21 protein-coding genes are annotated in these 19,864 nt (G+C 36.2%); 3 read left to right on the top strand and 18 right to left on the bottom strand.

Annotation, left to right across the window (positions count from 1 at the left end; translation table 11 throughout):
- Window positions 1-169 precede the first annotated feature (169 nt).
- Window positions 170-274, bottom strand: a complete 105-nt coding sequence (locus tag BT1A1_RS17885; protein WP_072012673.1) for a YjcZ family sporulation protein — start codon at window positions 272-274, stop codon at window positions 170-172.
- A 173-nt stretch (window positions 275-447) separates the two neighbouring features.
- Here BT1A1_RS17885 and BT1A1_RS08375 point away from each other — a divergent pair, with 173 nt between their 5' ends.
- The gene (locus tag BT1A1_RS08375) at window positions 448-1,542 is read left to right on the top strand and encodes a mechanosensitive ion channel family protein (RefSeq protein ID WP_034770003.1); all 1,095 of its coding nucleotides are present in this window, start codon (window positions 448-450) and stop codon (window positions 1,540-1,542) included.
- A 58-nt stretch (window positions 1,543-1,600) separates the two neighbouring features.
- Here the strand turns inward: BT1A1_RS08375 and lepB are convergent, their stop codons facing one another.
- The 3 genes from lepB to coaW all read right to left on the bottom strand — a co-directional run bounded on the left by lepB (window position 1,601) and on the right by coaW (window position 4,477).
- Window positions 1,601-2,146, bottom strand: a complete 546-nt coding sequence (gene lepB / locus BT1A1_RS08370; protein ID WP_034770002.1) for a signal peptidase I — start codon at window positions 2,144-2,146, stop codon at window positions 1,601-1,603.
- 200 nt (window positions 2,147-2,346) lie between these two features.
- Window positions 2,347-3,429: a PRK06851 family protein gene (locus BT1A1_RS08365; protein WP_034770000.1), complete on the bottom strand. Its 1,083-nt coding sequence runs from the start codon at window positions 3,427-3,429 to the stop codon at window positions 2,347-2,349.
- Window positions 3,430-3,676: 247 nt separating this feature from the next.
- A complete protein-coding gene (coaW, locus tag BT1A1_RS08360) occupies window positions 3,677-4,477 on the bottom strand; it encodes a type II pantothenate kinase (RefSeq protein ID WP_034769998.1) in 801 nt (266 codons plus the stop codon).
- A gap of 331 nt (window positions 4,478-4,808) precedes the next feature.
- Here coaW and BT1A1_RS08355 point away from each other — a divergent pair, with 331 nt between their 5' ends.
- A complete protein-coding gene (locus BT1A1_RS08355; protein WP_034769997.1) occupies window positions 4,809-5,237 on the top strand; it encodes a DUF2621 family protein in 429 nt (142 codons plus the stop codon).
- 124 nt (window positions 5,238-5,361) lie between these two features.
- Here the strand turns inward: BT1A1_RS08355 and BT1A1_RS08350 are convergent, their stop codons facing one another.
- From BT1A1_RS08350 to BT1A1_RS08310, 9 genes are all read right to left on the bottom strand, one after another.
- On the bottom strand, window positions 5,362-5,721 hold the full coding sequence (locus BT1A1_RS08350) for a response regulator (RefSeq protein WP_034769996.1): 360 nt from the start codon (window positions 5,719-5,721) through the stop codon (window positions 5,362-5,364).
- A 26-nt stretch (window positions 5,722-5,747) separates the two neighbouring features.
- On the bottom strand, window positions 5,748-6,455 hold the full coding sequence (locus tag BT1A1_RS08345) for a cytochrome c biogenesis CcdA family protein (protein ID WP_034769995.1): 708 nt from the start codon (window positions 6,453-6,455) through the stop codon (window positions 5,748-5,750).
- A gap of 113 nt (window positions 6,456-6,568) precedes the next feature.
- Window positions 6,569-8,407, bottom strand: coding sequence for an ABC transporter ATP-binding protein (locus BT1A1_RS08340; RefSeq protein WP_043988129.1), 1,839 nt, complete (start codon window positions 8,405-8,407; stop codon window positions 6,569-6,571).
- A 3-nt stretch (window positions 8,408-8,410) separates the two neighbouring features.
- Window positions 8,411-10,159: an ABC transporter transmembrane domain-containing protein gene (locus tag BT1A1_RS08335; RefSeq protein WP_034769994.1), complete on the bottom strand. Its 1,749-nt coding sequence runs from the start codon at window positions 10,157-10,159 to the stop codon at window positions 8,411-8,413.
- A gap of 192 nt (window positions 10,160-10,351) precedes the next feature.
- Entirely contained in the window at window positions 10,352-10,570 is a 219-nt protein-coding gene (locus tag BT1A1_RS08330) for a YneF family protein (RefSeq protein WP_034769993.1), read from the bottom strand.
- Window positions 10,571-10,703: 133 nt separating this feature from the next.
- Window positions 10,704-11,156, bottom strand: coding sequence for a sporulation inhibitor of replication protein SirA (sirA, locus tag BT1A1_RS08325; protein WP_034769991.1), 453 nt, complete (start codon window positions 11,154-11,156; stop codon window positions 10,704-10,706).
- A gap of 151 nt (window positions 11,157-11,307) precedes the next feature.
- The gene (locus BT1A1_RS08320) at window positions 11,308-11,541 is read right to left on the bottom strand and encodes a DUF896 domain-containing protein (RefSeq protein WP_034769989.1); all 234 of its coding nucleotides are present in this window, start codon (window positions 11,539-11,541) and stop codon (window positions 11,308-11,310) included.
- Between the two features lie 12 nt (window positions 11,542-11,553).
- Window positions 11,554-12,231, bottom strand: coding sequence for a YneB family resolvase-like protein (locus BT1A1_RS08315; RefSeq protein WP_034769987.1), 678 nt, complete (start codon window positions 12,229-12,231; stop codon window positions 11,554-11,556).
- Between the two features lie 40 nt (window positions 12,232-12,271).
- Window positions 12,272-12,451, bottom strand: coding sequence for a hypothetical protein (locus tag BT1A1_RS08310; RefSeq protein WP_034769986.1), 180 nt, complete (start codon window positions 12,449-12,451; stop codon window positions 12,272-12,274).
- Window positions 12,452-12,596: 145 nt separating this feature from the next.
- Here BT1A1_RS08310 and lexA point away from each other — a divergent pair, with 145 nt between their 5' ends.
- Entirely contained in the window at window positions 12,597-13,217 is a 621-nt protein-coding gene (lexA, locus tag BT1A1_RS08305) for a transcriptional repressor LexA (RefSeq protein ID WP_034769985.1), read from the top strand.
- Between the two features lie 489 nt (window positions 13,218-13,706).
- Here the strand turns inward: lexA and glnA are convergent, their stop codons facing one another.
- The 5 genes from glnA to spoVK form a co-directional block, all read right to left on the bottom strand.
- Window positions 13,707-15,044, bottom strand: coding sequence for a type I glutamate--ammonia ligase (gene glnA, locus BT1A1_RS08300; protein WP_034769984.1), 1,338 nt, complete (start codon window positions 15,042-15,044; stop codon window positions 13,707-13,709).
- Between the two features lie 93 nt (window positions 15,045-15,137).
- Complete coding sequence (locus tag BT1A1_RS08295; RefSeq protein WP_034769983.1) at window positions 15,138-15,539, bottom strand: MerR family transcriptional regulator; 402 nt, start codon at window positions 15,537-15,539, stop codon at window positions 15,138-15,140.
- A 245-nt stretch (window positions 15,540-15,784) separates the two neighbouring features.
- A complete protein-coding gene (locus BT1A1_RS08290; RefSeq protein WP_034769982.1) occupies window positions 15,785-17,056 on the bottom strand; it encodes a methionine gamma-lyase family protein in 1,272 nt (423 codons plus the stop codon).
- A 1-nt stretch (window position 17,057) separates the two neighbouring features.
- Window positions 17,058-18,323: a GTPase HflX gene (gene hflX / locus BT1A1_RS08285; protein WP_034769980.1), complete on the bottom strand. Its 1,266-nt coding sequence runs from the start codon at window positions 18,321-18,323 to the stop codon at window positions 17,058-17,060.
- Between the two features lie 192 nt (window positions 18,324-18,515).
- Window positions 18,516-19,445 carry a stage V sporulation protein K gene (gene spoVK / locus BT1A1_RS08280; protein WP_034769978.1) on the bottom strand — a complete coding sequence of 310 codons (930 nt, stop codon included), beginning with the start codon at window positions 19,443-19,445 and terminating at the stop codon, window positions 18,516-18,518.
- Between the last annotated feature and the right edge of the window lie 419 nt (window positions 19,446-19,864).

Genomic DNA, 19,864 nt, shown 5'->3' with positions numbered 1-19,864 from the left:
ACTGGAATGTCCGATCAATCCTTTAGGCGACTCGTGACATATAGATCACAAAACAATAAATTAATTACAGTTACGAAAGCGTGGGTATTCCAATTAATAAGTATTAAGAAAAATTGTCTTTCATTGAAAAAGGAAAGCTGCTATAATGCTAGCAGCCTTCCTTCTTCCATTAGTAACCTACATAAGAAGCTCCTACAATAATCAATAGGATAAACAAAACAACAATTAAGAAGAAACCAGAGCCGTATCCAGCTCCACCCTCAGTGTATCCCATTAAGCTTCACCACCTTTCACTTACATAATTAAAATATGCAGGTGAAAGGAAACGGACAAGGCTATTTTCTTATAAATAAAAAAATAGATGAACAACCAGATTCATGTTACACTATAAACATATGAATAGTCAGATTCAATGTAATACTTTTTCAATAGTAAAGGAGTTTTTTTATGAGTTGGGATTTTTTTCTCGAATACAAAACCTTAACAGATACCCTAAAAGCCATTTGTATCTTTTTATTATTTTTGTTGTTCCGTAATTTGTTCAGTAAATATGTATTTAAATTCATCCTTAAAATATCAAAAAAGACACCGACAGAATTTTTTACGAACGTGTGGCTTTCCTTTGAGAAACCGATTCGTTGGTTTTTTGTCGTTATCGGTATTTATCTGGCCGCTCAGTTCATTCCATATTTCAACCCAAATAATGCGTTATTTTTAAAGATTTACCGTTCAACCATCATTTTATTAATTACATGGGGGTTTTATAATCTTTCTTCTACTTCATCGGTCATCTTTCAAAAATTAAACAGTCGTTATGATCTTGAAATTGATCAAATTTTAATTCCTTTTTTATCAAAATTACTTCGTGCGATTATCGTATTGATTAGCATTAGTGTCATTTTACAAGAGTTTAACTATAATATCAGCGGATTAGTTGCCGGTCTGGGAATCGGCGGGTTAGCCATCTCCCTTGCTGCGCAGGATATGATTAAAAATTTCATTGGCGGACTAGTCATTATTTTTGAAAAACCTTTCTCGATAGGTGATTGGATTAATGCTACCAGTGTAGAAGGCACAGTTGAAGACATTAGCTTTCGAAGTACATTAATTCGAACCTTTGACCAAGCGCTGGTTACCGTACCAAATTCGTCTCTTGCCGCGACCAATATTATCAACTATAGCAAGATGGGAAAAAGAAAAATTGATTTTCGAATTGGCATCAGTTACAATACACCGATTGACAAAGTAGAACAAGCCATTTTCCGTTTACGTGAGATGATACAAGCACACGAAGGGATTCATCCGGAAACGATTCTGGTCACTTTTGATAAATTATCCGAAAGCAGTTTAGAACTGTTTTTCTATTTCTTTACGAAAACAACGGTTTGGTCGGAATATTTAGAAGTTAAACAGGAAATCAATTTAAAGATTATTGAAATTTTAACTGAAGAAGGAATTGAAATTGCGTTTCCAAGCCAAACCCTATATATAACGGCAAGCAATAAAGAAATTATACAGAAAACTTTCGGTACAAACGATTAAACAAAAAAGCAAGGAATCGGAGTCATTCAGCTCCATCCTTGCTTACATGTGTTACGCATTATTTCCGTATCCCTATTTCATTAAACGGAAAAAATTGAAACTTAACTTCACCAATAACGGAATCAAAAGATATAAATCCGAATTGACGACTATCATAACTGACTAAACGGTTATCTCCCAAAACGAACAAGGAATCTTTAGGGACAATCGTTTCACCCGTTAATTCTTCCAGCGTGAAATCTTCGGTTATTTTTCTATACTTATGACTCTTTTTTATTTTATCTAAATAAGGTTCATTATATTTTTTTCCATTAATATATAACTCATCATTTTTCATCTCAACTTTATCACCCGGTAATCCGATTACCCGTTTTATATAATAATCTTTGGATTTTGGTGCATCAAATACGATGATATCGAATCGCTCAATGGAAGTATTTTTACCAATTATGATTCGATCATTATCAGAAAACGTCGGTTCCATCGATTCACCATATACTGTAGTTGGTGAAAAAAGGAATTTCTGAACTAATATAACGATAATAAATGCAATAAAAAAAGATTTTATCCAAGACAGCAATTCCTTTGTTGCTGATTTTTCCACTCTACTCTCTCCTTCTTTCAGGGTTGACCTTATTATACCTCTTAAACAACTGAAATAACAATGAAACGAGATGATATATGTATAGGAGAAAGGTAAGACGTCTTTCAACAATAATTTTATCCCAACTTAACGGTGAGTCAAGATCCCCACCCCAAGATTCTGGATAGGTGGGGGATGAGCTGTCTCCATGCGTCCGAGGTTCAACGTAGTTTTTTCAATTCTTCATTAATTTGATTACGAATACCGTCTACTGTTTCAAAATCCATTGCTTTTACATAAAAAGATTCTAACTTATCGCGAAGTTTTTTTGTCTCAGCCAAATGGTGAATACCTTCATCCATCTTATCTTTATATTTTTTTGTCCAAAAAGAAATTTCTTCAGCATATTTTTCATCTGTTCCTGATTGGATTGTTTCCTCATACAAGTCAATGATCTCGTCCTTTTCCCTTGTCGGAAAATATTCATGTGGTGCAGTACTATCAAAAATAGCAAATTGACATTCGCGAACAATTACCATATCTAAACTATTTGGATCAAATCCGCAATGGTACACTTCCACATGAAATCCTTGCTTTTCGGCTGCATGAGCAATCTGTTTCAACATAGTCGACTTACCGCTACCTGCCCGGCCTTTAATAAAATATCGATTTTCCACATCCTCTGTTAAATTTTCTACAAAATTAACCGGTCCCACAGGTGTGGTCGCCCCTAAAAAGCGGTGTTTGACTAGGCCATTTCCTGTCTTTGATTTTTCAGGTAACAGTTTCTCAATCCATTTATTTGTAAGTTGGGCTGCCCGGTCAAAGTCAATATTTCTGATATAAATTTTCTCTAATTCATCATGATTGGCAAGACCTTCACGAAAAGAACAGTATGCGATTTGAAAACCTGTATTGACACGATTGCTTAATGAAAGAATCTCCTCTTTATGCTGTAAAAGTTGGTTACGATTCCAAGCAATGCCTAAATTAACATATTCTTCAATAACACCGGGATATTTAGGTTCTATAATATGCGGTTTCGTTCCGTCGACAATACCGGCTTTTAAATGTGGTATGATAACGGCATCTAAAGAATCCACATCTGAGGAACAATGAATCCATTCAACCGCATACCCTTTATCTCGCCATTCACGGCCAATTGATTTAATTATTGATGATTTTCCTGTACCCGGTCCGCCTTTTAAAATGAATAATCTATCCAAATCTTGGAAATTAGATTCAAAGAAATGAACAAACCCCTTTGCTGTATTCCCGCCGGCATAATAATTTAATTCTTTCAAAGTACCAACTCCTAAACAATAAGATTCCCAAAATTTATCCGTACAATTACATGATCTCTTTACGTTCATGTTCAAAACTTCGAGGAAACACATTTTCTAAATTCAGAGTCTTATTTTTAACGTAAAGAGCGGTAAAAAAATAGGAAGACTTTTTCCCGGACGCCTTAAACATCCTCTTCATTCATAAATATGATTCTAAATGAAATAGGTGAATGCCTATTTGCAAATATATGGAGTTGGCTTAATTCTAAAGTAAATAAGCTCCAATGGCACCGGCAAATGCGCCGTTTGTAGGAAATAAAGCTTCGCGACCGAGGGATTGGGAAAATTCACCCAGCACTTTTCTTAACATATGGTTCCCACTCAAAGTACTACCAACAAAAACAAGTTTACTCACATCTTTTATTTGAGCAACTTGATTCGCCAATAATATAATCGTCTCTGCAATTAATTGAATCGTACTTGCTAATTGGTCATCTTTCGTTGCATCCTGGGAAAGATGTGCTTTGCCAAAATTAGCAGCCGTTAAATCCCCGATAAGAGGCGTTTCATTTGATCCGTATATATCACGAACAAGAAGATCTATTTTTTTCCGGTCGCCGGATCCAGCTCGTTCAACTAATTCTGTAAAATTACTGGTACCTGCCAACAATGTACCAAGTCCAATGAATGTTCCTCCCCCAATCCCTGTACCTATAACCCTTTCAAAATTGGAGGGGGTTACATGATAAATGGATGTCCCTGTTCCGATGCTGATTAATATGAATTCTTTATGTAATAAATGAAATTCTTGTTCTAAAAGATAACGGGCCCCTTCTGCCATTGCTTCAAATTCATTGACAATGGTAACAGGATGTGAAGTTTTTTCTTTAACTAAATACGATTTCCCTCCTGTCACGACCAACTTTGCAGTGGGAACGGTCATATTCAACCATTGAATAAAACTGTCTATTTCTGTTATTGCATATTTCCGATAGTGAAGCACACCCTTTTCTTCAAAAACCATTTTTACAAGACTGCCGCCTGCATCAATTCCAATTCGATTCACGAGTCATCGACACCTTTATTTTTTATTTTTCCAAACAGATAAGGCTACTTGAAAGTAACAATTATAATTTATTTTAAAATGATTGTCCTCTATTGAAAACCCCTAAGAATCATTTTAATTGAAAACCGGCTTCATGCATTGTTATAATACAAAGTGAAACGCTTAAAATTTATATTTACTTCATGTAAGAAAGTAGACATGCGGCATGCCTTTCTCCCTCCGATCTTCCTCGTTGACCAGAATCTTGAGGTGGGAGTCTTACTACCCGCAAAGAATAATTTTGATTTTTATTCATCCTAACGCTTTATCTTTTCAAACGAGGGGGGTAAATATGCTGGACGGCTGGTTTCTTTGGTTTATTTTAATGTGGATTTTCGCGCTTCCCGTTCTTTTTGGAATTGGTGGATTTTTTATGTTTAGAAAATTTCTAAAAAAATTGCCAAAAGAAGATGGAAAATCAGACATGGATTGGGAAATTTATTATGTAGAAAATACGAAACATTTATGGACGGAAGAGCAACTAGCCCTTTTGAATGAACTCGTTTCACCGGTCCCTGAATTATTCCGTGATGTAGCAAGACATAAAATTCAAGGAAAGATCGGTGAACTTGCTTTAAAAGAACATGCAAAAAAAATGACTTTGGATTTAATTATTCGGGGTTATATTATCGCCACACCGAAAAGAGATCATAAATTTCTAAGAAAAAAACTGGAACAATTAAATATTCGTACAGAAGGTTACGAACAGTTATTCCAATAAAATTCATTTTATACATAGAGAAAGCCCCCTCTTTCCTTTTGCGGGGCTTTTTATCATCTTGTATGAACGGTCATATCGTTTCTCTTTATAACGAGAAATACCCTGAGTTTCAATTTTTTCCACTTTAGGAAATATGTTTATCAATTGCTTCAATAATACGGGATTCTTCAAACGGTTTAACAATAAAATCTCTTGCTCCGGCTTCAATTGCTTCTAACACCATTTTATGTTGGCCCATTGCCGAGCACATAATAATCTTCGCATAAGGAAAATCCTTTTTTATATGTTTTACCGCCTCGATACCATCCATATCCGGCATAGTAATATCCATAAAAACAAGATCAGGCTTCAAATTCTTATATAATTGCACAGCTTCTTCGCCCGTTTGCGCTTCACCGATTACTTCATGTCCGGCTTTTGTAATGGCTCTAGCAATTGTCATTCGTAAAAATTTTGCATCATCAACGATTAAAACCTTTCCCACTTGACAAATCCTCCTCATCAACAAATTTAAAACCCTTGAAAACCACCAAAAAGAACCGTTAGCCAGCTAATGAATATATTCATCCAATCAAAAAATAACATGAAGCCAACAAGGACCATTAAAGAACCGCCGACTTTCAGGATCATTACGTTATGCTTTCGAATCCAACTGATTTTTCCGATAAAAAAGGTCATAATAATAAACGGAACAATAAAGCCGAGTACATAAGATATCATATAAATAAAACCTTCAGATGGATTCGTGGCACTCAATCCAATAACGGCTCCTAATATTGGTCCCATACAAGGTGTCCAACCGGCAGCAAAAGCCAGACCAATCAATAACGATCCAAGATATCCGCTCGGTCTATTTTTAAATTCGAAGCGCCTTTCTGTCATTAAGAATTCAGGTTTTAACAAGCCAACCGTTATCAAACCAAAAAAAATGATAAAGATTGCCCCAATTTGACGAATAAGATCCATATGCTTTACAAATAAACTATATACAAAAGTGGTGCTCAAGCCTAAAACTAGAAAAACAATGGAAAACCCGATAAGGAAAAAAGTAGTATGCAAGAAACTTCTTTTTTGCAATAATATATTTTCTTCTTTTAATTCCGCGACACTCATCCCGGTAATATAAGAAAGAAAGGCGGGATATAGAGGCAGACAACAAGGTGAAATAAAACTTAAAATCCCGGCTCCGAAAGCTAAAAATACATTTAAATCCGGCAACAATATCCCCCCGATAAATCGATTTCTCTTTACCCGTTGAAAATTCTCCCATATACTATCTTCATTTTATCAAATCCAAATAAAATATAAAGCATTATTGTCCACGCATTCATTTATATTCCAAAGGATTGATTGCTACGACTGCTTCCTTCGTGTACCGCCTCTTCCATTTTTTCCGATAACCCATTTTGCAGCAAATACATTTTATAGTACAACCCTTTTTGTGCCAGTAATTGTTGATGGTTGCCACGTTCGACAATTTTTCCTTTATGAAGGACACAAATAAGATCCGCTTCTTGAATCGTCGACAGTCGATGAGCAATGGCAATCGTCGTCCTGCCTTTCCGCATTTTTTCCAGAGATGATTGGATTAATTCTTCCGTTTCCGTATCAATATTCGCAGTTGCCTCATCGAGAATGAGGATTTTCGGATTCATCGCAATTGTCCGGGCAAATGCGATCAACTGTCTTTGTCCGCCTGAAAGAGTTGACCCTCTTTCATTGACTGGATAAAGATATTGTTCCGGTAAATCTTTTATGAAGTCATGTGCTTGAACAAATTTGGCAGCCTCAACGATTTCTTTGTCGGTTATTTCTTGATTATACAATCTGATATTCTCTTTGACTGTACCATAAAACAAGTACGGGTCTTGTAAAACTAACCCGATTTTTCTTCGTAATTCTTCTATCGGATAGGTTTTGATTGAAATTCCATCAATGAATATCTCTCCACGGTCAAACTCATAAAACCGCATAAATAGATTTATAATCGAACTTTTTCCACTACCGGTATGACCAACAAATGCAATTGTTTCACCGGGATTCACTGTAAATGTAATATCTTTCAATATATCTTGCTTGCCGTCATAAGTAAACGAAACATGGCGAAATTCAATTTTCCCTGATGCAATTTCCAAACCTTCCACTTCTGTTTGTTGAGGAGCCAACTCTTTTTCATCCAAAAGATGAAAAACCCGTGAAGCGGAAACGATCGCTTGTTGATAAAAACTTAATTGCTCCATAAAGTTATTAACCGGTTCAAAAAGTCGACTTAAATAGGTGGTAAAGGCAAATAATACCCCAAGCTCCACAGATGTTTTCATGGAGGTAATCCCAAAAAAGCTTAATATCATAATAAGGCCTAATATATACACTAAATCTACTGCCGGGCGTAATAATAGTCCATCAATCTTGATTTTTCGCATGCCTGAACGGTAGTGAGCATCATTAATAGCTGCAAACTCTTTACACATCCGTTCCTCTTGGCGGAATATTTGAATAATTCCCATTCCCTGTAATGATTCATTTAATTTGGCATTCAGTTGCCCAAGTAATTCCCGTAACTCACTATAAAATTTCGAACTTAATTTTCGATATAAATGGATAATATAGAATAAAACAGGTAAAAGGAAAAGACATAGTGCTGCAAGTTTAATATCGAGAACAAACATAGCGATGAAAATACCGATAATCATAAAAAAGCTTTGAAGAAAAATTGCCAATACACTAACAAACATGTCTTTTATTGCTTCAGTATCATTGGTTACTCTTGATACAATCGTTCCCCCGGGGGTTTGATCAAAAAACTTCATTCCAAGCATTTCTACCTTACTGAATACATCAATACGTAACTGTTGAATGATTTTTAAAGCAATCTCTTGAAATTTTACTGATTGTAAATACATAATAAGAGAATTGAACATCTGAATAACGATATAAGTTATAGCTAATATAATAATAGGTTTCGATTCGAAATTTCTCGGTGTTACATAATCATCTATAAAGATTTTTATAAAAATTGGACCAATAACTTCACCAACCGTTGTCAGAACTAATAGTAAAAAGGCAAATAGTAATGATTTACCGTGCGGCTTTGTATAACGTAACAGACGGTACAAAACTTGTCGTTGTTGCTTAGCATCCAAATGCACATTTTTCGATAATGGCTCCATGTCTCATCCTCCATCTTCCACAAGCGATTCCAGTTGCTGATGAAGATACATTTCTCTGTACCAGCCTTGTTCACTTACTAAATTTTCATGAGTACCACTTTGAATAACTTTTCCTTCATCCAATACAAGAATTAAATCGGCATGTTGAATGGCACTGAGTCGATGCGACGTGATGATTGTGGTTTTCCCGGAACGGTTTTGTTTTAATGCTTGCAGGATGGATTCTTCCGTTTTTGCATCGACGGCTGACAAGGAATCATCTAAAATTAATATTTCCGGATTCAAAAGTAGTGCCCGGGCAATCGCAATTCGTTGTTTTTGACCACCGGACAAACTTACTCCCCGTTCACCGACAACCGTTTCGTACCCCTGTGCAAATTCAATAATATCTTCATGAATATTGGCAATCTTTGCAGCAGAAATGATATCTTCATCACTCGCATTTACCTTTGCAAAGGCGATATTTTCCCGGACGGTTGTTGAAAAGAGAAAGTGGTCTTGCGGAACATAACCGAATGCTTTACGGAATTCATCAAGTTTATATTTTTGAATTGGAAGTCCCCCAATCAATACTTCACCTTCATATCCCTCAAATTCACGAATCAACAATTTAATCAATGTTGTTTTCCCACTACCGGTCTTCCCGGCAATTCCAAGTGTTTTCCCTTGTTGGAGAGTAAATGCTATTTCACGTAATACCGGGTCTGTTTTCCCCGGATAGCAGAATGAATGCACATGATAGTCAATATCACCGGTTGGGATAAGACTTATGCTCACATCTGAATCGGCAATCTCCATCTTTTCTTCTAATAATCGTTTTACGCGGTCGTATGAAGCACGCCCTCGTTCAACAATATTGAAAAACCAACCGAATGCGAGCATCGGCCAAATTAACAAACCTAAATATGTATTAAAAGAAATTAATTCACCAATTGTAATGCTTCCTTTAACAACATAGTATGCTCCGAACCCGATGGACAAGAAAAAAGAAATGCCGACACAGGCAGAAATCGTTGGGTCGTATAAGGCATCAATTTTTGCAACAGCGATGTTTTTTTCTACAACATCGGTGGATTGTTTCTTAAATGCTTCAATATCTTCCTTTTCTTGGCCGAATGTTTTGATGACCTTCATACCGGAAATACTTTCTTGGGTTTTGCCATTTAATAAAGAAAAGGCTTCTTGAGCTTTTTCAAACCGTGCATGAAGTTTGGTCCCATACCAATTAGTTAATAAAGCAATTAGCGGTAGTGGAAGTAAGCTGATTAATGTCAATTGCCAACTGATTGTTGCCGCCATGGTAATAATGACAAATCCGCCTGTTGCTAAAGAGTCAACAGCAGTTAGAACTCCGCTGCCGGCTGTTTGCTGGATTGCCTGTATATCATTGGTGGCATGTGCCATTAAGTCACCGATACGTTTCCGTTGATAAAAAGAGGAGGGCATCTTTGTAAAGTGTTCATAAAGTTGACTTCTTAAAATCCGTGCTAATTTCACAGAACTACCAAAAATATAAATCCTCCAATAATAGCGTAATATGTACATAAGTAATGATGTTATAATAAGGGCAAAAACCCATATACCCATTTTCCCCCATGTCAAACGGTTGCTGCCAATATCATCAGCCACAAAACCGATAATTTTGGGCGGAATTAGTTGCAACAACGCAACAAATAATAACAATATGATGCCAATCATATACGACTTCTTTTCTTTTTTAAAAAACCATGCTAATTCGAAAAAGACTTTCATAGCTCCCCTCCATATTTTGATGATATAAGATCCTTACAAAATTTATACATCTCTATGTACAAAAAAGATCGTTCATATCGGATCTGTTCCGATAAAAACGATCATATTCGTATATGGACAAAATCAATGTTTGACTTCGATTATTATAGAATCCATATATTTGAAAACTCTTTTTAAAAGAGCAGTAAAAAATTACTTCGGTTGTTGTTTATTAATGGCATTCATCATTTGATTAATTTTTTTCTGACTCGGCTTCATTCCCATTTGCATCATCATCACGCGAATCATTTGTTCATTGATTGGTGGATTTTTCTTCAAATAGTCCATCATATAACGGCGTGCAAGGAAAAATCCGATGGCAATTCCTGCTAAGAGGGCAACAAAAATTAGTAAATATCCCCACCAAACCATTGCAAATCCTCCTTCTTGTTGTCTACTATTCAGTTTACTAAACGTACTTTCATTTTACAATACAGAACCTTTAAATTTTCCCATGTTTTGGTGAAAATTTCAATACTTAATTAACAAAATCACTAGAAACTATTCACCGGGAGGATAGAGTTTCCAAATAATGATGATCCTTCATCGGTTTAATCCAACCAAAACGTTCATTATCCAAATCAACAACTAGAAAATTGAATTCAGTCTTTCTTAACGCTTCCATAAATATCATATCGATATCCATTGTCCCGGTCGATTGCATAACACATTTTTTTGGATATATTTTAAAATTAACTGAACCTCGACTGTTTTCTACGAGAAACATCCCATTATTCATAATGAAATCTTTTCTTCCTTGTAATTGTTCGATTAGTTGTTTATAAATTTGGATTGCCGGTATCGACGAAGAAATATAGTCAATTTGTTTTGAAAGGATCTTTTTCGTTTTAATATTTGCTGTTTCATATTCCTTAAATAAATGATAAAAGAAATACTCTCTACCATAGTAAAAATTTGCAAATAATTCCTTAATGATATACATATCGTATTTTCTCATAATCTCCCGCCCCTTTTTCGTATAATTGGACAAATCTTTTATATATATTTTAATAGGCGGGAGACAAAAAAAATGTCGCTTTATTGAGAAAAATTTCTTCTATATTTGTCGAATTCTTGTAGTCTTTGGTCAAACACTCATTTTTAAATGATTAATGGTATCTTTTTCGTTTCTTAAGTTGCTTCAATTTTTCAGGTGTAACATCATTTCCATTCGGATCAATGACTGTTACATTTTCAATTGTTTTTTTAAATGAATTTCGGAAGGATTGCAAATATTCACTTCTCAATTTTGACTGTTCTTTTGCTTCTTCCACTGTCAACCCTTCCCTTTTCTTCTTTGCTGCCAATTCATTAATTCTGGCCAGTTTTTCTTTTGAAAGCATATGAAAACTCCTTTATTTATAATTAACATGGTTATCTTTGTTATTGACTTGCATTTCTTGACAATATTCTTGAAAACGTCTATGTACGGTTGCCTTGGATACTGAATATCCGAATCCCCTTAACGTTGCGGCTATATCTGAAAAAGTCAGTCCCATGTTTCGTAATCGAATAATTTCTTCCAATGGAACTTCTTTTCTATCACGGCCGGCATTTTCACCACGATTTGATAAATTCTGCTCCGGTCTGTATCCGGCCCGAACAGCACGTTCCATCCCGCGCTTGATTTTACTGTTATGTAACTTTCTTTGGTATTCTTCCACAAGACTTATAATTTTTAATACCATTGAATCCGCTTCGGAAATTTGTAATTCACCTTGATGAGAGATTGTATAAATTTTTACTCCCAGTTTAAACAATACGTGAAGAAGGGCGATTTTTGCATTCCCTCTGGCAAGTCTCGTTTCATCTTGAATTAAAAGTGCTTGGATTTGGTGTTCTTTAATTTTCTCCAATATTTCAAGGATGCCAGGTCTGTCAAAATCATACCCGCTTGCTTGCTCACAAATTGTATCAACGACTTGAAATTGATACCTTTCTGAAAGAGCTTTAAGTTCTTCTTCCTGTCTGGCCAATGATGTTTCTTGTGACTCTTTTTCCGTACTTACCCGACAATAGATGATCGCTTTCAAAACAACACCTTCTAAAACATTGTTTGTATTATAGTATATATTATTCATTCATACTTGTCATTTCAACTGTATATTGTTCTAAATCTTTATGATCCTCTATTTTTTCCGTTTCATCGCTTGAGGATGATAATATATGTACATAAATGAGTCCACAAATAAATGAAATGAGTAATAATAGAATCACATAAGAATAATTTTTCCACAATTTTTGCAATAACATTCGATCACCCCGTTAACGAATATTAGTTCGTAACCCTATTATAAAACGAACGTATATTTGAGTCAAGAAAAATTTCGAACTTATGTTTGTCAAAATGATGTCAGTTATGATATACTATAGAAAAATATGCTAAGGGGTGTTGAATATGACTAAATTATCCAAACGTCAACAGGAAATTTTAGATTTTATTAAAAAAGAAGTACGAGAAAAGGGGTATCCACCATCGGTTCGTGAAATTGGTGAAGCGGTTGGTCTATCCTCCAGTTCAACGGTACACGGCCATTTAGCCAGACTTGAGAGCAAAGGACTAATCCGCCGCGACCCTACTAAACCGAGAGCGATAGAAATTCTCGACAATAAAGGGTTGAATGAACCTGATGTTCCTGTGCGGAAAGTGCCAATTGTCGGTAAAGTAACTGCCGGAATGCCTATTACCGCTATTGAAAATATTGAAGACTATTTTCCTCTGCCGGAAAAAATTGCTCCTAGTGGAGATCCTGTTTTCATGTTGGAAATTATGGGAGAAAGTATGATTGAGGCAGGTATTTTAGATGGAGACTATGTAATTGTCCGACAACAAAGTACCGCAGAAAACGGTGATATCGTTGTCGCTTTAACTGAGGAAAATGAAGCAACTGTAAAACGTTTTTATAAAGAGAAAAACTATATCCGGCTACAACCGGAAAACGCAACAATGGACCCAATTATTGTTCCGAATGTTTCGATACTTGGAAAAGTAATCGGCGTCTATCGACAAATATATTAAACTTTTATAATCATAAGAAAAGCGCAGAGCGCCCGCTTAGCGACGTACAAACTGGAGCGCCCCGCAATGAGAACAGATTTGCTTCCTCGAATAGGCATCGCACGAAGAAAAAGCGATTAGCTTTTTCGAGGACTTTGAATAATCTTCCTTGAATAAGCATCGCACGAAGAAAAAGCGAGTAGCTTTTTCTAAGGAAAAGGAAACACGGCGAGGGACGAGCCGATAGTTGACTTATCGTAGTGAAGCTACTCCTAGAGTGAACTTCATGAGTAATCTTCCTTGATATACTTCATGAAGCTTTGCGACGAGCTGAACATCCGCTTCCTCGAATAGGCTATGGCGCAGGAGCACATTAAAGGGGAGTTAGTTTCTCAGTCGCTGGCGCTCGTAGCTAGACAATAAAACTAATCCCAAGTTAATTGCTTGTATTTTTATACTTTCTTATACTATATGAAAGGGTGCCTCCCAAAAAGGATGCACCCTTAAAAATTAATATAATTTCAAATATTGTTCTCTCTCCCAAGGTGTCACTTGCGTACGGAACATATCCCACTCAATTTCTTTCGCTTCGATAAAGTTTGTTAAAATATGTTCTCCTAATGCTGACATAATGATTTCATCTTCTTGCAATTTCTCTAAAGCTGATTGCAATGTTCCGGGAAGATCATTAATTCCTTCTGCCTCACGTTCTTCTTTTGTCATGACGTAAATATTTCGATCTACCGGACTTGGAGGTGTTAGTTTGTTCTTGATACCATCTAATCCAGCTTTCAATATAACCGCCATAGCTAAATACGGATTAGCAGACGGGTCTACGCTACGCAATTCAATACGGGTACTCATCCCTCTTGAAGCAGGAACCCGAACCAATGGACTACGGTTGCGTGCCGACCATGCAACATAAACCGGTGCTTCATATCCCGGTACTAACCGTTTGTATGAGTTAACTGTTGGATTTGTAACAGCCGTAAAGTTTGGCGCATGTTTCAAAACTCCAGCCATAAATTGATAGGCTGTTTCACTTAATTCCAATTCACCTGTTGGATCATAAAATGCATTGGCACCCTCTTTAAACAAAGAAATATTACAGTGCATTCCGGAACCGTTAATTCCAAAAAGCGGTTTTGGCATAAATGTTGCGTGAAGACCATGTTTACGTGCAATTGTTTTTACAACCAGCTTAAAAGTTTGGATTTCATCACAGGCAGTAACAACATCTTCGTATTTGAAATCAATTTCGTGTTGACCGGGTGCTACTTCGTGATGGGATGCTTCAATTTCAAAACCCATATCTTCCAGTTCAACGACAATGTCTTTTCGACAGTTTTCACCTAAATCAGTCGGTGCCAAATCAAAATAACCGCCATGATCGTTTAATTCCATTGTCGGTTCTCCGTTAGCATCCAATTTAAACAAGAAAAATTCAGGCTCAGGACCTAAATTAAATTGTGTAAAACCGAGTTCTTTCATTTCTTCAACAATTCGTTTTAAATTGTTACGCGGATCTCCCATAAACGGTGTACCATCCGGATTGTAAATATCACAAATCATCCGAGCCACTTTACCACGACCGGCCGTCCACGGAAAGACCACCCAAGTATCCAAGTCCGGATATAAGTACATATCACTTTCTTCAATACGGACAAATCCTTCAATCGATGAACCGTCGAACATGATTTTATTATCCAGTGCTTTTTCAAGTTGGCTCAATGGAATTTCTACATTTTTAACCGTTCCTAAAATGTCTGTGAATTGCAAACGTATGAAAGCCACGTTTTCTTCTTTTGCCATCCGAATAATATCATCGCGATTATATTTTTTTCCCATTGTCTTTTTCCTCCATCATTTTCTTTAATAATCTTTAACTCTATTGATTGTGATAACTTCATTAATACGAATGCGGTTCTTTTTTGTACGCTCCTAGTGAAAGAAACGATACATGTCCCCTTGCCGTAAATCAGAACGATTGATTCGACTGTTGGTAAGTAACTCATTCCTTAAGATCTTTCTTAGTTCTTTTTCCGAAATTTCTTGGTCTCTTTCCTTTTTTCGGTTTTGCTTTTCTAACTTTTCCAGTTCCTTCATCGCAAAGATTTGTTTAATCCCTGCGATATTAACGCCTTGATCTAAAAGGTCTTTAATTTCCAAGAGCTTATCGATATCATTCAAAGAAAACATTCGCTGGTTCCCTTTTGTCCGTGCCGGAACCACCAATTGATGTTCTTCGTAGTACCGAATTTGTCTCGCTGTAAGTTCCGTCAGTTCCATCACAGTTCCTATAGGAAATAAAGGTAGGGATCTGCGAATTTCTTTTCCGCTCACCTTTCCGCCCCCTTTACAAATTATTTATTATCATTATATCCAATGTTAAATATAATGTCAACAACATGTGAGCATATCTAACATATTATTTACGACTTAAATGATGGATGTAGAAATAAAAAATGGTTCACCGACAAAGAGCTAATTTTTTAAAAACTTAAACCGACCATTGTTTGTACATATCGACCATTTCGAAAGAACTTTTTGGGTTCTAATCAAAAGATGGCTGGGGTGTTTTTTCATGTTTATTCAATGGTGATTAACTGTTTTTCAATTAACCTGTTGACGGCAAGACAAATAGCAATTTTGACATGTTCATAAGTTAATCCCCCCTGAACATAAGCAATATACGGAGGGCGTATTGGGCCGTCTGCAGATAATTCAATACTTGCACCTTGAATAAAGGTACCTGCGGCCATAATCACATCATCTTCATACCCCGGCATATAACTTGGATAAGGTGTAAATTTTGAATTAACAGGAGAAGCATACTGAATTGCTTGACAGAAAGCGATCATTCTATCCTTATCATTAAATTGAACAGATTGAATGAGGTCGGTCCTTTTTGCATCCCAAGATGGATTTGTATTCAATCCGATACGTTCCAACATCGCTGCAGTAAATACGGCACCTTTTAATGCTTGACCAACAATATGGGGTGCTAGGAAAAAACCTTGATACATTTCAAGTAAGCTATATAGGGAGGCACCAGCTTCACCACCCAGTCCGGGAGCCGTTAATCGAAAAGCACATTTATTTACCCACTCTCTTTTCCCGACAATATAGCCTCCCGTTTTTACAATGCCGCCTCCTGGATTTTTTATTAACGAACCGGCCATTAAATCGGCACCGACATGAGTTGGCTCCAATTCTTCAACAAATTCTCCATAACAATTATCTACAAAAATAACTACATCTTTTTTAATCTCTCTAACAAAATCAATCATTTCTTTTATTTCATTTACAGTAAATGATGGTCGGTCGGCATAACCTTTTGAACGTTGAATCCCAATCATTTTTGTTTTCGGATGAATACGTTCAGCAATGTTTTTAAAATCAGGTCTCCCCTCCTGTGTAAGCGGAACGGTTTGATAACCAATGCCAAATTCTTTTAAATTTCCATTTTCTGACCCGCGTATACCAACGATTTCCTCCAAAGTATCATAAGGATTGCCGGTAATATAAAGAAGTTCATCTCCCGGCCTTAGAACTCCGAATAAGCATGTAGAAATGGCGTGGGTACCGGAAATAATTTGTGGCCTGACCAATGCAGCCTCGGTACCAAAACAATCGGCATATACTTTTTCTAACGTATCTCTACCAATATCATCATAGCCGTATCCCGTTGAAGGAATAAAATGTGAATCACTGACTTCATTTTTTTGGAAACTTTTCAATACACGATATTGATTGTTTTCGACAATTTTATCAATTTGATCATGTATGGGTCGAATTTTCATTTCCACCTCATTAATAATTGATTGAAGTTTTGCATTGTTGGTTAGTACATTTTCCATGTTATTCTCCATCTCCGTCATTTTGTTTCTTGATTTCCCCATATAGAGGGGAGTGGGCAAAAATATAGCCTTTACATTGATAGGTTTCGTCACTTTCCAAAAATTTGAGCTCCCGTAAAATGGTTTCCTCTTTTAGCCGGGCTAATAATTTTCCGGATGTCGAGGGCAAGTTGACTTCATATTGGACCATTTCTTCTATCATCATCTCTTCAATTTTACGCTTTAGTCGCTCACGATCAGCAAGGTTTAAGGCACTGATTTGTAACACCTTGCCGTCCGCTGTTGGAACAAAATCATTGTGGACCCGATCCATTTTATTATATAAAACGAGTTGGGGAATTTTCTCAGCATGTAACTCTTTTAATATTTTATTCACGGTTTTTTCATGTTGATCGTAATCCGGATTGGAAGCATCGATGACATGAAGCAACAGATCGGCTTCTGCAACTTCTTCCAATGTGGAACGAAATGCTGCAACCAGTGTTGTTGGTAAATCTTCAATAAAACCGACTGTATCGCTTAATAAAACAGTAAATCCGCTATGTAGCACTAATTTTCGTGTCAGTGGATCAAGGGTGGCGAATAGTTTATTTTCTTCGTAGGATGCGGCAACTGTCAATCGGTTAAACAAAGTTGACTTCCCGGCATTCGTGTACCCGATTAAGGCAATTTGGTATGTATTTTTTTTCTTTCTATTCGAGCGATAACGTTTCCGATGTTCCACAATAACAGAAAGCTGATTTTTAATTTCATTAATCCGGTTACGAATATGTCTTCGATCAGTTTCCAGTTTTGTTTCACCCGGTCCTCTTGTTCCAATTCCCCCACCAAGACGGGATAACTCGGTTCCTTGTCCAACTAATCTGGGCAATAAATACTCCAGTTGAGCGAGCTCCACCTGTAGTTTCCCTTCTCTTGACTTCGCTCTTCTCGCAAATATATCCAAAATTAATTGCGTCCGGTCGATGATTTTCGTTTGCAATTGGTTTGATAAATTTCGTAACTGGCTCGGTGTCAATTCACTATTAAAAATGACAACATCTACTTCAAGTTCTTCAATAAGATTCCGTAATTCCTCCACCTTTCCCTTCCCCAGATAAGTAGAAGAATCTGGCTTGTCTCTTTTTTGTGTCACACGAAGGATCACTTCACCATTAGCTGTATCCGTCAACGAGACAAGTTCTTCCATTGAATTTTCAAAACGGAAATCATCCATTTCCGGGAGTTGACAGCCAACGACAATAACTTTTTCTCTAGCGTTTTCCACAAAACCACCTAATTTCTTTTATAATCAATCATTATTTTTCTTATCCGCAAGTTGAACCTGCGGAGCCTCATTTATCCATTACTATATTTACACAAAATAAATTTGACTGCAAATTCGGTTCGTAAAAAAAATTTAGTTCATTATAAAAAAAACCCCAACATGCTGGGGCAAAAGATTTATCTATTTTTCAGTTCAATGTTCATCCGGAAAAATAAGATCTTGGCTGCGAATCGTCATTAATTCACTCCGGTCAAATTGATTATTAATTAATAATCTCATTGCTTGGGCACGAATCGACTTTTCAATAATATTTCTTACATAACGTCCATTTGAAAAGCGATTTCGAATAAACGATGATTTCACAAATGATAAGTGCTCTCGTAATTTTTTTTCAGCTTCATGACTTAATATATATTCTTTTTCTTTCATCATCATTTTTCCGATATCCATTAGCTGTTCAACCGTATAATCAGGAAATTCAATGATAATCGGGAAGCGTGATTCAAGACCAGGATTTAAGGCGAGAAAATGATCCATCTCGCGTGAGTAACCGGCTAATATAAGTACAAAATCATGTTGTTTATCTTCCATATGTTTGACCAAAGTATCAATGGCCTCTTTCCCAAAATCCTTTTCACCGCCACGGCCTAGAGAGTATGCTTCGTCTATAAAGAGGATGCCGCCCATAGCTTTTTTAATCAAATCACGAGTTTTTTGTGCAGTATGTCCGATATATTCACCAACTAAATCGGCTCTTTCACATTCAATCAAATGTCCCTTTGATAAAACACCAACCTTTTGAAAAAGTTTCCCGATCAGTCGGGCAACCGTTGTTTTTCCTGTTCCCGGATTTCCTTTAAACATCATATGGAGGACCTGTTTCCCAGCTTTTAATCCTTTTTCCTCCCGCTTTTTATTCACAATAATCCAAGCATATATTTCTTTAATTACGTGTTTTACATCATTTAGACCAACTAAGGAATTTAACTGTTCTTCAATTTCTCTTAATATTTCATGATCACCAGTCTGCTCTTTTGGTTCAGTAACCGGTTCAACTCTTGCTTTTCGGTTTAAAGTAATACTTATTTGACCATTATTTTTCATCCGTATTGGTTGATCCAATGTGTTCACCTCTCTTGTATGTAAAACAGTATACGCCCAGATGAAAAAAAGGTGACATTCGCCTATTTGTCGAAAAAATGTATTTCCTGCTTCACTTTTCTTTATGTTTTGACAATAATTTATGTTTAATGACAAAATCCTACTTTCCCTTTGTCAAATCTTGCGCTTTCCCAAGAAATAATGAATATTATTTCCAAATTTGCTTTCATCACGTAAAAACAGCTGATGTGATCATATCATGCACAAAGATTTGTATAAAACGAAATATGGTTCATGGAAACCTTGCTTCTCTTCCTATAAGGCTTTTAAAGGTCTTAAAATATCTTTTACTATATTTATTCATAAATAATACAAGTCATGACTCGAGTATCATATTTTCCTTAAAAGTAATACGTCCTCGATTATACTTATAGCCTACA

This window comes from Caldibacillus thermoamylovorans (genome assembly GCF_000751775.1).
Taxonomy (GTDB): Bacteria; Bacillota; Bacilli; order Bacillales; family Caldibacillaceae; genus Caldifermentibacillus; species Caldifermentibacillus hisashii.
Note: the sequence above shows the minus strand (reverse complement) of the source record. Positions and strands in the feature narration are given on the sequence as shown.